This window comes from Deltaproteobacteria bacterium, assembly GCA_003696105.1.
GTDB lineage: Bacteria > Myxococcota_A > Polyangia > Haliangiales > J016 > J016.
In genome coordinates this window covers 13,966-28,065 of sequence record RFGE01000258.1, presented here as the reverse complement: position 1 = coordinate 28,065, position 14,100 = coordinate 13,966, and the positions used below count along the sequence as shown (strand labels likewise).

Annotated in this window: 11 protein-coding genes; 7 read left to right on the top strand and 4 right to left on the bottom strand. The window is 73.3% G+C overall.

The window, feature by feature from the left end; translation table 11 throughout:
• Nucleotides 1-786: penicillin-binding protein (locus D6689_16610; protein RMH39466.1), on the bottom strand; the 786-nt coding region annotated here is incomplete at its 3' end.
• Between the two features lie 71 nt (nt 787-857).
• On the opposite strand from D6689_16610, the gene D6689_16605 reads away from it, so the two are divergent.
• The 4 genes from D6689_16605 (at nt 858) to D6689_16590 (ending at nt 4,822) form a co-directional block, all read left to right on the top strand.
• The gene (locus tag D6689_16605) at nt 858-2,255 is read left to right on the top strand and encodes a glucose-6-phosphate isomerase (GenBank protein ID RMH39465.1); all 1,398 of its coding nucleotides are present in this window, start codon (nt 858-860) and stop codon (nt 2,253-2,255) included.
• 4 nt (nt 2,256-2,259) lie between these two features.
• On the top strand, nt 2,260-2,793 hold the full coding sequence (locus tag D6689_16600; protein RMH39464.1) for a hypothetical protein: 534 nt from the start codon (nt 2,260-2,262) through the stop codon (nt 2,791-2,793).
• An 80-nt stretch (nt 2,794-2,873) separates the two neighbouring features.
• Nucleotides 2,874-3,695 (top strand): GGDEF domain-containing protein, encoded by an 822-nt coding sequence (locus D6689_16595; GenBank protein ID RMH39468.1) that lies wholly within the window; start codon nt 2,874-2,876, stop codon nt 3,693-3,695.
• Complete coding sequence (locus tag D6689_16590; GenBank protein ID RMH39463.1) at nt 3,695-4,822, top strand: response regulator; 1,128 nt, start codon at nt 3,695-3,697, stop codon at nt 4,820-4,822. The genes D6689_16595 and D6689_16590 overlap by 1 nt, the downstream gene beginning before the upstream one ends.
• A 49-nt stretch (nt 4,823-4,871) precedes the next feature.
• Here D6689_16590 and D6689_16585 read toward each other — a convergent pair whose 3' ends face one another.
• The 3 genes from D6689_16585 to D6689_16575 are packed head-to-tail and all read right to left on the bottom strand — an operon-like array spanning nt 4,872 to nt 7,700.
• On the bottom strand, nt 4,872-5,447 hold the full coding sequence (locus D6689_16585; GenBank protein ID RMH39462.1) for a hypothetical protein: 576 nt from the start codon (nt 5,445-5,447) through the stop codon (nt 4,872-4,874).
• Between the two features lie 16 nt (nt 5,448-5,463).
• Complete coding sequence (locus tag D6689_16580; GenBank protein ID RMH39461.1) at nt 5,464-6,699, bottom strand: acyl-phosphate glycerol 3-phosphate acyltransferase; 1,236 nt, start codon at nt 6,697-6,699, stop codon at nt 5,464-5,466.
• Nucleotides 6,700-6,704: 5 nt separating this feature from the next.
• Complete coding sequence (locus D6689_16575) at nt 6,705-7,700, bottom strand: NAD-dependent epimerase/dehydratase family protein (GenBank protein RMH39460.1); 996 nt, start codon at nt 7,698-7,700, stop codon at nt 6,705-6,707.
• A 66-nt stretch (nt 7,701-7,766) separates the two neighbouring features.
• Here D6689_16575 and mutL point away from each other — a divergent pair, with 66 nt between their 5' ends.
• From mutL to D6689_16560, 3 genes are all read left to right on the top strand, one after another.
• Nucleotides 7,767-9,749: a DNA mismatch repair endonuclease MutL gene (mutL, locus tag D6689_16570; protein RMH39459.1), complete on the top strand. Its 1,983-nt coding sequence runs from the start codon at nt 7,767-7,769 to the stop codon at nt 9,747-9,749.
• A gap of 2,025 nt (nt 9,750-11,774) precedes the next feature.
• Nucleotides 11,775-13,037, top strand: coding sequence for a tRNA (adenosine(37)-N6)-dimethylallyltransferase MiaA (gene miaA / locus D6689_16565; protein RMH39458.1), 1,263 nt, complete (start codon nt 11,775-11,777; stop codon nt 13,035-13,037).
• A complete protein-coding gene (locus D6689_16560) occupies nt 13,027-14,028 on the top strand; it encodes an acetyl-CoA carboxylase carboxyltransferase subunit alpha (GenBank protein RMH39457.1) in 1,002 nt (333 codons plus the stop codon). Before miaA ends, D6689_16560 begins: the two co-directional genes overlap by 11 nt.
• The last annotated feature ends 72 nt before the right edge of the window (nt 14,029-14,100 follow it).

Below are 14,100 nucleotides of genomic sequence, written 5' to 3'. Positions count from 1 at the left end.
GTTGGCGAGCAGCGCGCCGCCGAGCGCCGACAGCCGCGTGTGCCAGAAGCCGGCCGCGACGCGGGCCAGCTCCAGGCCGCCCGCGGGCAACTCTGCGGTGCCGATCTCCGCCGCGAGGGCGGTGGCCGGCCGCGCGCCGAAGCCGAGGCGCGCCGCCATGTCGGCGAGCCGCGCGCGGTCCAGGAACCGGTGGGCGAGCTTCGCGATGATCGCGTTTTGCGAGCGGGCGACCGCGAACGCCAGGTCGTGGCACTCCCGGTCGCGGTTCGGGTCGTCGCGCAGGTGGGCTGCCTCGACCGAGCGCAGCCCGCCGTGGTAGCAGACCCGCTGCGCGGGGTCGACCCCGGCGCGCACCAGCGCCGCCGCGGTCACGACCTTGAACACGGACGCGGCGGGAGCCCACGCCCGCAGCGCGACCGACGGGTCGGCGCGGCCTCCGTCGCCCCGGCCGGCGAGGGCGAGAATGCGGCCGTCCGGTGCGAGCACGACCACCGCACCGCGCACCGGTTGGGCGCGGTCGAGGACCTGCTCGGCGGCGGACTGGATGGCGGGATCGAGCGTGAGCACGGCGCGCCGGCCGCGCGCCAGCGGCACCTCGTAGCGGCCGTCGCGCACCACCGCGCGCGCCAGGTCCACCTCTCCGCGCAGCGCGGCGTCGCCGACGAGCACGGCGGGACGGGCGGGCGCGGCCGGCCGCCCGGCGGGACGCGCGCCTTCGATGTGCGCGGGCGGCGCCGCGGCGGGCGGGGCGCCGGCCTGCCACGCGAGGGCCGCGAGCGCGCCCACAGCCAGTGCGGCGGCTCGATGTCGCGTCGAACGTCGAGTCATTCCCATCCGCTGGTCGGTCGCATTGTCCTATGTGCGCTGTGCCGATCCAAAAAAATCGAGTAGCGTCGGGCACGATGACGCTGAGAGTCGATTTGACGGGGCTGATGGAGGTTGCGATCGGACACGCCGGCATCCACGACGCGGAGCTGGACCAGATCGCCGGCCGAGCGCACGCGGCGCGCGACCACATTGCCGCGCTGCGGCGCGACGGCGCGATCGGGTGGCTCGACCTGCCAGACGACGCGGGCGCCGCGCGCGCCGCGATGGACTGGGCGCGCGATCTGCCGCCGGAGGTCGACACCGTCGTCGTGCTGGGCATCGGCGGATCGAGCCTCGGGCCTCAGGCCGTCTACGCCGCGCTGGCGCCGGCATACGACGTGGCGCGGCCGAGGTCGCCCGGCATGCCGCGGCGGCTGCTGTTTCCCGACAACTCGGACCCGGCGACCTTCCGCGCTCTGCTCGACACGGTGGATCTGGAGCGCACGCAGTTCGTCGCGATCACGAAGTCGGGCAGCACGTCCGAGACGGCGGCGCAGTTGCTGATCGTCGCCGACCGGGTGCCCGACGATCGCATCACCGCGATCACGGACCCGGAGCGCGGCGCGCTGCGGCGCGTCGCCCGCGAGCGCGGCTGGCGCACCTTCGATATCCCGCCGAACGTCGGCGGTCGGTTCTCCGTGCTGTCGCCGGTCGGGCTCGTGCCGGCCGCGGCCGCGGGGCTGGACGTCATGGGCCTGCTCGAAGGCGCCCGCGCGATGCGCGACCGCGTCGCGGGCGCCGACTTGCGCGACAATCCAGCGCTGATGATCGCCGCGTTGTTGTACCTGCATGCGACGAGCCGGCGGCGGCCGATGGTCGTCATGATGCCGTACGCGGATGCGCTGTACGCGATGGGCGACTGGTTCCGCCAGCTGTGGGCCGAGAGCCTCGGCAAGCGCGGGCGGGGGTCGACGCCGATCGTGTCGCGCGGGGCGACCGACCAGCATTCGCAGCTACAACTGTACGCGGACGGGCCGGACGACAAAGTCTACCTGTTCGTGGCCCCGGCCGAGCGCGGCCCCGACCTGGTGATTCCGCGCGGCGGGCTGGCCGGCGTGCCGGAGTGGGGGTATTTGGCCGGCCGTCGCATGGGCGAGCTGATCGACGCGCAGTTGCGGGGCACCCTCGCGTCGCTGCGCGCGGCCGGCCGGCCGACGGCGCTGGTGACCCTCGATCGGATCGACGCGCCGTCGCTCGGGGCGTTCGCGATGTTGTTCGAAGCCGCTACCGCGTTCGCCGGGCCGCTGTTCGAGGTCGACCCGTTCGACCAGCCCGGCGTCGAGCGCGCCAAGCGCCTCGCCTACGGCGCCCTCGGGCGAGACGGATACGAGCGCGAGGCGCGCGAGCTGGCGGATGCGCCGGCCGGCGATCCGCGCTACTGCCTGTAGGCAGATGTCGGCAATCGGGCGCATCGCTTGCGCGCTGTCGCTTGCCGCCGCGGTGTTCGCGGCGTGCGGCGGCAACCGGCGGCGCGCGCCGGCCGCGCTCCCGGCGACCCGCGCGCCGGCCGGCGAGTGCGGCGACCCGCGGCGCCACGGCGCGCTCGGCGACGCCCCGCGCATCGAGAGGTACGACCGCGACCTCGACGGCGACGGCCGCGACGAGATCGTCGCGACCGACCGGTCTCTGTGCACCGCCGACGGCAACTGCTTTTGGAACGTGTTCGTCGGCGACCCGGCGTGTCCGCACTACGCCGGCACGATCGCGGGGGCCGCGCTCGAGACCGGCGACCCGCGCGGCGACGGCGGGATGCGCGACGTGCGCGCGTGGTGGCGGCTCACCGGCGGCGGGCGCTTGTTGCTCGAGCACTACCGCTACCACCGGGGGCGCTATCAGGTCATCGACGCGCTGCTGTGCCGCCGCGAAGGCGACGACCGGATCCAGTGTGCGCCGTCTTTACGCAGGCAAAGCGATACGTTACGTTGAACGTGGGGCTTCCTCCGGTGAGCGATTCCGCCCGCAGCAAGACGGTCGTCACGGTCATCAGCCGCATCTCCGAGCGGCCGATGGGCAAGGAGGCGTGCCTCGTGGTCATCTACGGCCTCGACCTCGGCAAGAAGTACAACCTCGACAAGCCGTCGCTGATCATCGGCCGCTCGTCGAAGGCCGACATTCAGATCGACCAGGAGTCGGTGTCGCGCAACCACTGCAAGATCATCAACACCGGCAAGACGATCATGCTGCGCGACCTCGGATCGACCAACGGCACGTACGTGAACGACGAACTCATCGACGAGTACGTGCTGCGGGACGGCGATTTCATCAAGATCGGCCGCAGCATCTTCAAGTTCTTGTCGGGGGACAACATCGAGAACGCCTACCACGAGGAGATCTATCGCCTCACTACGATCGACGGGCTCACGCAGGTTTACAACAAGCGCTACTTTCTCGAGACGCTCGAGCGCGAGATCGGGCGTGCCGAGCGCTACCGGCGCGACCTGTCGCTCATCATCTTCGACATCGACCACTTCAAGAAGATCAACGACACGTACGGCCATCTGGCTGGCGATCACGTCCTCAAGCACCTGGCGCTGGTGATCAGGTCGCGGATTCGGCGCGAGGACATCCTGTCGCGCTACGGCGGCGAGGAGTTCGCGATCATTCTGCCCGAGATCGACCGCCACAACGCGACCCAGTTCGCCGAGAAGATCCGACGGCTCATCGAGAAGGCGGTGTTCCGGTTCGAGGAGACCGAGATTCCGGTGACGATCTCGATCGGCGTGGCGTCCTGGTCACCCGAGTACGCGGACGCGTCCGAGTTCATCAAGGCGGCCGACGACAAGCTGTACGAGGCCAAAATGCAGGGGCGCAACCGCGTCATGAGTTGATGGAACGCACCGGCGTCGACACGATTCTGATCGTCGACGACGATCGCGATCTCGTTCGCCTGCTGGCGTCGGCGCTGGCGGACCGCGGTTACCGCTGCGTGACGGCGGAGCGCGGGGGCGACGCGCTCACCGATTCGGGTGCGGCCATCGACCTCGCGATCGTCGACGTGCGCTTGCCGGACATCGACGGCGTCGACTTGGCGGCCGCACTCAAGCGGCGCGCCGAGGACGAGCCGTTTCTGCCGGTGCTCGCGGTCACCGGCGCGCACGACGTCGACGAGCGGGTGCGCGCGCTCACCGGCGGTTGCGACGACGTGCTCACCAAACCGGTCCACGTCGTCGAACTGGAGGCCCGCGTGCGAGCGCTGCTCGCGCGCCGGCGCCAGCACGCCGACCTGGTCGCCGCGAACGCGCGACTGCGCGAGCTACACAAAAAGCAGCAGGATCTCGCGGCGCTGGTCGTGCACGATCTGCGCAATCCCCTGTCGGCGATCCAGGGCAATGTCGAGCTGTTGATGGAGGAACTGGCCGATGCCGACGATCTGGTGCGGGAAAGCCTCAGCGACTGCCACAAGCTCGCGTCGCGCGCGCTGTTTCTCGTCGCCGGTCTGCTCGACGTCGAGGAGCTGAGCGAGGGCCTGTTGCGCGCGCGCGTGCAGCGCGTTCGCCTCACCGATCTGGTCGACCAGGCGACGCCTCATCACAAGGCGACGATCCGCATGCGCGACCTGCGCCTGGACTTCGACGTGCCCGAGGATTCGGAGGCGGAGGTAGACCCGGACCTCATCGGGCGCCTGATCGAGAACCTGCTCGACAACGCGGTGCGCTACGCGCCCCGCGGCGGCCGCGTCGCGGTGGCGGCGGCCCTCGAGGACGGCGAACTGGTCGTGCGCGTCGGCAACGACGGACCGCCGGTGCCCGACACCGAGCGCGAACGCATCTTCGACCGCTACTACCGGCTCGAGGCGCGCCGCGCCGGCGCGCGCGCAAACCGCGGACTGGGCCTGTACTTCTGCAAGCTGGTCGCCGACGCGCACGGCGGCTCGATCGACGTCGTCGAGACGCCGGATCTGCCGGCGTGCTTCCTGCTGCGCATTCCGCAGCCGCCGCGGTTGCCGGCCGAGTAGGGCCAGCGGCCGCGCCCGCCGCGCGCGTGGCGGCGGCATTCGCGCGCGCTCAGCGGCGTCCGCCTTCGAGCACCTTGAAGCGCGCGCGCGCGTCCTCGCGCCGGAGCGGCTCGAGCGCCGAGCGAAGGAGGTTGCTGTCCGGGCAGCGCGCGAGCCCGGCCTCGTAGGTGGCGAGCGCCTCGGCGCGCCGTCCGATCGCGTCGAGCACGGACGCCTTTTCGTAGTACAGGTCCTCGATCAGCCAGTCTTCGTCCGGCGTGAGGCACTGAAAGCCGCGATCGATCGCGTCGAGCGCTTCGTCGTAGCGCTGCAGGTCGCCGAGCACCGCCGCCCGCCAGTAGTGCACCTCCGCGCGGCGCGGCGCCCGCCGGATGGCCATCTCGATCGCGGCCAGCGCAGCGGTGTCGTCTTCGAGGGCGGACAGCACCTGGCATTTGAGGATCCACGCGTCGACGTCGTCCGGACGCAGGCCGATGGCGTGGTTGACGAGATCGTTGGCTTCCCACAGGTCGCCCGAGTCTTCGTTGCCGTTGAGCAACGCGCGCGCCATCTCGAGGGCGTCTTCGAACTCGCTCTCGTAGGAGGTCCCCATGGCGTACCTCGACCAGCAAAAATGGTAGCACATCGCCGCGCGCGATCGGCTAACCGAACAGCACCGAGCGGCGGTGGGCGACGCGCCGATCGATCATCTCTTGAATGCGCGAGCGCACCTGCTCCGCGAGCTTGTTGACGAGGATTCGATCGTCGGCCGCGTCGGGACCGTAGTGCGCGGGCAGATCGAACGGCTCGCCGAAGTCGATCGTCCACTTGGCTGGCAGCGGCACCGCGCCGAGCGGTCCGAGCAACGGGAAGGTCGGCGTGATCGGAATGTACGGAATGCCGACGGAGCGCGCCAGCCACGTGACCTTGCCGAGCATCGGGTGGATCTCTTCGGCCCCGACGATCGCGACCGGAATCACCGGCGCGCCGGTGCGCAGCGCGAGCTTGATGAACCCGCCGCGGCCGAACCGCTGCAAGCGGTACCGATCCTTGTACAGCTTGCCGATGCCTTTGATGCCCTCGGGAAACACGGCGACGACCTGATCGTCATCGAGCAGGCGCTGGGCGTTCTCCTGGCACGCGCGGACGCCGCCGATGCGGTTGATGAACGTCCCGAGGTACGGAAAGTGGAACACGAAATCCTCGACGAGCGGCCTCAGGTCGCGGTGGGACGGGTGCTCGGTGCGGACCGCGTGCATGAGGATGGCGCCGTCGTACGGGACGGTGCCGGAGTGGTTGGCGACGACGAGCGCGCGGCCCTCGGCCGGGATGTGATCGACGCCGGAGACGTCCACGCGGAACCACTGGCGGTACAAAAAGTCGATCAGCGGCGCGACGCGCTCGGCGTAGACCGGGTCGCGGCCGAACTCGTCGACCACGTCCGACCGGTCGCGCATGGCGAACTCGCGGTAGCGTTTCCACAGCCACTGCAGCGGCAGGCGCCGGGTGTGCTCGATCGGGTAGGCGGGAGTGAGGCGCTCGCGGACGCGGCGTTCGAGCTCGCGCAGCTCGCCGGTGAGAGTGCGCGCGTCCGGCAACACCGATGGAATCGGCGGCCCGTAGTCGCCGGGCGGTACGGCCGCTTCCGAGCCGTACCAGGCGTCGTCCCAACTGTCGCCGTCGTCGGGCGCAGGCGGCACGGCCGGCGCCTGATCGGGGACGGTGGTCGCGCGCGGCCGGCGGCCGCCGCGGGGGGACTCGCCGTCGCCATGCGCGGCTGCCTCGCCGCCCGGGGCGCCGGCGGTCGGCGCCCCGGCGTGGCCGCTCGGTGCGTCCGCGGGCGTCCCCGCCGGGGCGTCGTCGGAAAACGGATTGTCGCCGAGGATGTCCTTGGGCATGGCGATTATCCCTGCGCGCGGGCGATGTCGGTGGCGCCGTCGGCATCGGCGACGCCGAGGAAGTCCTGGATGGTGGCCTTGATGTCGTAGCGCGGGGAGAAGCCCAGCTCCACCGCGGCGCGCGTGCCGTCCGCGACGCACAGAAAGCGCAGGTAGTCGAGGAAGTTCGGCGGCGTGTCGAGCACCTGGGTGGCCCACAGCGCGCGGGACACCGAGTACGCGACCGGCCGCGGCAGCGGCACGGGCACCTTGCCCATCAGCGCCAGGATCGTCCGATAGGGCAGCACGCCGTCGCCGACGATGTTGAACGGCCCGCGCGCGCGCGCGGCGACCGCGAGGTCGAGGGCATCGGCCGCGTCGGTTTCGTGGACGAACTGCATCAGCGGGTCGTAGCCCATCAGCACGGGGGCCACCGGGCGCGAAAAGAACCGCGTGTAGAAGTTGGACACGGTCGGGCCGAGGATCGGCGCGAACCGCAGGACGCCGACGGTCACCTCCGGCTGCTCGTCGGCGAACCGGGCGACCTGGCGCTCGGCCGACACCTTGTCGTTGATCCAGCGAGACCGGGGCACGCCTCGCAACGGATGGTCCTCGGTCAGGAAGTTCGGGTTGTCGGCGTGCGGCCCGTAGACCATCGTGGTCGATAGCAGCAGCAGATAGCTCGGGGGCACCTCCGCGCAGGCGTTGAGCAGGTGCATGGTGCCGATGTCCTCGAGTTCGTGCGCCCACGCGGTCGCGTGCGTCGGGTGCGACAGGAACGCGCCGTGGACGACGGCGTCGACTCCCTCGGCGCGGAACAGCTCGGCGAGTTCGCCGTCGACCGTCGGGATCGTCAGATCGATGCGGCGGTACTCGCACTTGTCGAGGGGGATCGGCGGCGGCCGCACGTCCAGCGCGAGCACGCGGGCCCACCGGCGGTCGCTGTCGAGACGTTCGAGCAGGCGCTGGCCGAGATAGCTGCAGGCCCCCGTGACGGCGATCGTCTGTCCGTGCTGTCCCATGCGGCTGGCGAAAACGGCCCCGACTGTAATGGACGGACCTTCGCCGCGCAATGTTGAACGGGTGTCATGCCCGCGTGGTACCCACGAGGCATGGTTTCCGCCGGGCGCATCGCTGTACTCGACGACCTGGTCGTCGATCAGATCGCCGCGGGCGAGGTCGTGGAACGGCCGGCGTCGGTGGTCAAGGAGCTGGTCGAGAACGCGCTCGACGCGGGCGCGCGGCACATTCGCGTCGAAGTGGAACGCGGCGGCAAGGACTTGATCCGCGTGGTGGACGACGGCTGCGGGATGACGCCGGACGAGGCCAAGCTGGCGCTGCAGCGGCACGCCACGTCCAAGATCCGCCGACTCGACGACCTCGTCTCCCTCGCGACGATGGGCTTTCGCGGCGAGGCGCTTCCGTCGATCGCCGCCGTGTCCCACCTGCAGCTCATCACGCGCACGCGCGAATCGGACGCGGCGGTCCGGCTGCGGGTCGAGGCGGGCAGGTTGGTCGGCGTCGACGAGGTGGGCGCCCCGGTCGGCACGCAGGTCGAGGTGCGCGAGCTGTTGCGCAACGTGCCGGCGCGGCTCAAGTTCCTCAAGGGGGACGCGACCGAGACGTCGCACGTGTCCGACGCGGTCGGCCGTCTCGCGATGGCGCACCCGGAGGTGCATGTACAGCTACTATCCGGTGGCCGGCGAACGATCGACGCGCCGCCGCACACCAGCGGCCTCGAGCGCGCCCGCTGTCTGCTCGGCGCGCGCCTCGCCGGACGGCTGCACGCCGCCGCGGGCAGCGAAAACGGCGTGGAGGTCGAGGCGTACCTGGCCGCGCCGGAACTCGCGCAATCGACCTCGCGCGGGCTGCAGCTGTACGTGGGCCGCCGCGCGGTCCGCGACCGCGGCCTGCTGCACGCCGTGGTCATGGGCTACGGGGAGCTGGTCGCCAAGGGGCGCTATCCGGTGGCGGTGGTGTTCGTGCGGGTCCCGTCGCCGACGCTCGACGTCAACGTGCATCCGCAAAAGCTCGAGGTGCGCTTTTCCGATCCGCAGGCGGTCTACGCGGCGGTGCGCCATACGATTGCGCGCGCGGTCGCGGACGCGCCGTGGCTGCGCGAGCAGATCGCGGTCGGCTCGTCGCCGGTGCGCATGGAGGTGATCGCCGCGAGCGCGCCGCCGGCCACCGGGCTCGCCCGCAGTCACGCGCGCGCGCAAGAGCGCACGCTGCTGCCGCTATCGGCGCGCCGGCCCGGCGGCGGGTGGCGCGTGCCGCCGGCGGTGGCGCCGCGGGCCGCGGAGGTGCCGGCGGGCGCGGCGCGCTCGGGTGCCGCGCCCGGTGGCGCGGCAGGAGCTGCGGCGGCGGCGGTCGGCGGGCGCGGCGAGGCGGCGGCCGCGCGGGCGCGCAGCGAGGCGCGGCGCGCAACCGTCGCCGACGGCGGAACCCCGGCGGGCGGCCGCGGGGCCGCGGAGGCCGGCGCCGCCCCCTTCTTCGGCGCGCTGCGCTACCTCGGTCAGCTCGACAAGACGTATCTCGTGTGCGAGGCGGCGGGCGAACTCGTGCTCGTCGATCAGCATGCGGCGCACGAGCGCGTCGCATTTCAGCGGCTGCGCGACCGCTACCGCGAACGGTCGATGCCGGTACAACGGTTGCTGTTCCCGGCTCGCGTCGAGCTGTCGGCCGCGGAGGCGGCTGTCGTCGACGAGTCGGCCGGCGACCTCGCCGCGCTCGGGTTCGAACTCGAGCCGTTCGGCGGGGCGACCTACGCGATCAAGGCGACGCCGGCCGGCCTGCGCGGCGAAGCGCCCGAGCAGGTGCTGCGCGATCTGCTCGGCGATCTGGCCGAGCGCGGCGGTTCGCGGGCCGTGACCGATCGGGTGGACCGCCTGCTGGCGACGATCGCGTGTCACTCGGTGGTGCGGGCCGGCGACACGCTGTCGCCGCGCGAGGCGGAGGCGTTGCTGGCATCGATGGACGGGGTGGACTACCGCGCGCATTGCCCGCACGGACGGCCGGTGCTGCTGCGCATCTCCGTCGCCGAGATCGCGCGGCGCTTCGGCAGGACGTAGGGGCTGCGGCGGCGCGCCGGCGGCCGGTCGCGCGCGCACCACCGCCCCCGCCCGGCTGCGGCGCGTCACCGCAGCGGCGCGATGCGACGCGGCGCACCGGCCGGCGGCGTCGCCCGACACCGGAGCCACTCGACGTGCGGGGCCACGGCGCCGCCCGGGGTGTCGACGCTGAAGGTCGCGACGAACCCGCCGGCCGCCGCCGCCACGCCCGGCGTCGACGACGGCCCGCCCGCCGCGAGCGCCAGCGGGTCGGACACCGCGCCGTCGAGGCCGACGGCGACGGCGTAGGTCTTGCGGGTGCGGAACGCCTCCCACACGACGCCGAACACGCGGCCGTTCCACGCGACGCGGGGCTTGCGGTTGTCGCGCGTGCCGACGCCGGCGCTGACGTCGACCGGACCGGCGACGAGCCGCCCGCGCGGGTCGGCGAGCGCCCAGTACGCGGTGCCCCGCGCGGCCAGCGCGATGGCGATGCGGTCGCCGGCGGCGGCGAGATCGACCGCCCCGTAGCCGGTGAGCGGCAGCGTGCGGGCGGTGGCCGGTGTGCCGTCCGCCGGCACGGTGAGCCAGTGGACCGGCGCCGCGCCGGGGCCGCCGCCGACGGCCGCGATCGCGAACTGGTCGCCGGCGAACGCCGCGCCCGGCGTCGCGTCCGCGTCGACGGCGACGGAGGACACGCCGCCGGCGACCTCGCGCCCGGTCGCGGCGTCGACGAGCGTCCACGCGAGCCGCCGCTCGAGCACGCCGACTCGCCGCGTCCACGCGACGAGCGCGCGCCCGCCGCCGGACGCGAGGCGGAAGCGGTCGCCGGCGCGGCCCAACGGACGGGTCCACCGCACGGCGCCGTCGACGCCGACGGCGTGCAGCGTCGACATGGGCCCCTGCGAACGGCCGTCGTCGTGCTGCGACACGATGAGCGCGCCGCTCGCGTCGACGAGCGCCGCGGCCACGAAGGCGCCCGGCGCGCCGACGTGCGCGCGGGGCGACGGCGCGCCGGCCGGTGGCACGCCGACCAGCGCGATGCGGCCCGCCCTGGGATCGCGCAGCGCCAACCACGCGCGGCCGCCGGCCCAGCCGACGATGGCTGGATCCGCGTAGGTCCGCGGGCCGCCGTCGGGCGCGACCCGGCGGCTGCGTTCGGACGCGAACCCGTGCGGGCAGCCGGCGGGCCCCACCGGGCGGGCCGGCCCGGGATCGACCACCGTCGCCGCCCGCCACGCCCCGAGCGCCGCCCGGATCGCGGCACCCGCGCGGCGGCGGAGCCGGTCGCGCCGCCCGGCGGGCAGCGGGCGGGCGGGGCGGTGCGCGGCGCGCGCCCAGCGGGACGTGGCCCGGCGCGCGCCGTCCGGGCCGACGACGGCGACGCGAACCACGGTGGCCCGGGTGTCGGGCAGCACGACCGGGTCGGGGTTGCACAGCCCGTCCGACACGATCGCGCGCGCGGCGGGCTGGCCGCCATCGACCGCCGGCCGGGTCCACACCACGCCCTCGCCGCGCACCTCCACTTCGACGACGTCCAGCGGCGTGAGTCCGGCGGGCGGCGCGTAGTCGACCGCGACCGTCATCGCCGGCCCGCAATCGCCGCCGCCATACGCGAACGACCGCCGGACCCGCGCGATGCGCACGGTGGCGCGACCGCCGGATCGGGCGGCAGCGAGCTGCGCGGCCGGGCCGGCTCCGGTCGTGAACCGCACGGCGGGAAACCACGCCACGCGGACCGGGCCGGCAGCGACGCCGAGGTCGCCGTGCGCCTGCGGTCGCAGCGCCAGCCACCAGCGCGCGGTGTCGCTCACGCGCACGCCCGCGGCGTCGTATGCGTACAGTCGCTCGAGCGTGTAGCGCGCGCGGGGGCGAAGCGGCGCCGCCGGCGTGAGGTCCAGCCGGGTCGCGACCACCCGCGCGGACAGCGGCACCAGCGCACCGTCCGGCCCGCGCAGGCGGTACTCGTCCGCGAGCGCGGCGCGCAGCTCCGGCGGAAAGCCGCCGGTGAGGAACACGCGGATCGCGGCGTTGGTCGGCACGTCGGTGGCGCCGTCGGCCGGCAGGGTCAGCCGCTGCATCCGCGGCGGCACGCAGCTGCAGGCGCGCGCCGCGCGCGGCCGGCCGGCGGCGACCGCGGCGACGCACAGCGCGGCGGCGACCGCGCGCGAGGCGCGCGGGACGGCGGGGGCGAGGCGGCGCGCGGGCATGGCGAGGCTCCTGTGGACGCGCGGGCGCCCGATTCGATCTGTCGCGCCGGCGGGGGGGCGGCCCGGGCCGTTCCGATGCGCCGGCCGCGTTCCGCCCGGACCGTTCCGGCGGCGCGCCCCCGCGGTTTGGCGAGGCCGGCGCATGGCCATCATGGTACACAGCCGAGCCGTGTCCGCGCCGCGCCTCGTCGTCCTCGTCGGCCCCACGTCGGCGGGCAAGACCGCTCTGGCGATGGCCCTGGCCGAGCGCGCCGGGGGCGAAATCGTGTCGGCCGGCTCGCAGCAGGTCTACCGCGGCATGGACATCGGCACCGGCAAGGCGACGGCCGCCGAGCGCGCTCGTGTCCCCCACCACGTCATCGACGTGGTCGACCCGGACGAGGACATGACCGCGGCTCGGTTCGCCGCGCTGGCCGACGCCGCGATCGCCGACATCGCCGCGCGCGGCCGGCCGGCGATCGTCGCGGGCGGCACGGGGCTGTACGTTCGCGCGCTGTTGTACGGGCTGTTTCCCGGGCCGCCGGCGGACCCGGATCTGCGGGCGCGGCTGTCGCGCGAGCCGGTCGAGGCGCTGTACGCGCGGCTGCGCGCCGTCGATCCCGAGCTCGCGGCGCGCGTCGAGCCCCGCGACCGCAAGCGGATCACCCGCGCGCTCGAGGTGTTCGAGCACACCGGCGAGCCGATGAGCGCGCACCAGCGCCGGCACGACTTCCGCCGGGTTCCGCCGCGGTACCCGGCGCGGCTGGTCGGCCTGCGGCCGCCGCGCGACGCGCTGTACGCGCGCATCGACGCCCGCGTCGACCGCATGATCGCGGCCGGATGGGTCGACGAGGTCCGCGCGCTGCGGGAGCGCGGCTACCGCCCGCCGCTGCGCAGCCAGCAGGCGATCGGCTATGGCGAGCTGCACCGGTACCTCGACGGCGACCTGGACCTGGCCGCCGCGATCCGGCTGATCCAAAGAAATACGAGGCGTTATGCGCGGCGCCAGCTGTCGTGGTACCAGCCACACGAGGGGGTGCGGTGGTACGCTGATGCGTCCGAGGTACCCATCGCCGCCCTGACCGAGTACCTTCGCACGTCGAACGACCATGCCACCTGAAGGAAACGACCGTCTCGTCCTCGACTTCGAGCGCCCCGTGGTCGACCTCGAGCGAAAGATCGACGAGCTGCGCCATCTGTCCGGCACGTCCGTCGATTTCACCGCCGAGATCCGCAAGCTCGAGCAGAAGGCGCGCAAGCTGCAGAAGGAAGTCTTCAGCGACCTGTCGCCGATTCAGAAGGTCCAGCTTTCGCGCCATCCGGCGCGCCCGTACACGCTCGACTACGTCGCCCTGATGATGGACGACTTCCTCGAGCTGCACGGCGATCGGTCCTTCCGCGACGATCCGGCGATCGTCGGCGGCCTCGCCCGGTTCGATCGCTGGGAAGTGCTCGTGATCGGCCACCAGAAGGGCCGCACCACCCGGGAGAACATGCAGCGCAACTTCGGCATGCCGCGACCCGAGGGCTACCGCAAGACCGCGCGGTTGATGCGGCTGGCGTCGCGGTTCCGCCGGCCGATCCTGACCTTCATCGATACGCCGGGCGCCTACCCGGGCATCGGCGCCGAGGAGCGCGGCCAGTCGGAGGCGATCGCGAAGAACCTGCAGGTCATGGCGAGCTTGCAGGTGCCGATCGTGGCGACCGTCATCGGCGAGGGCGGCTCGGGCGGCGCACTCGCCATCGGCGTCGCCGACCGCATCCTGATGCTCGAGTACGCGGTGTACTCGGTCATCTCGCCCGAGGGCTGCGCGTCGATCCTGTGGCGCGACCAGGCCAAGGCGAGCGAGGCCGCGGCGCAGCTCAAGCTCACCGCCCCCGACCTGGTGGCGCTGGGGGTGTGCGACGAGATCGTCTCCGAGGCGCCGGGCGGCGCGCACCGCGACCCGGCGCTCACCGCGTCCAACTTGCGCGTCGCGCTCAAGCGCCACCTGTCCGAACTCGAGCGACTCGACCCGGCCACGCGGATCGAACGACGCTACCAGAAATTTCGGGCGATCGGCGCATTCGAGGAGGGGGAGGCGACCGCGTACCCGAGTTCGACTCGCTAGCAGGCTGCAGCGCATAGCCGCTGGCCGCGGTCGCGATCTGCGGGCGATCTTCGGCGTACGTCCTCGCGCCCT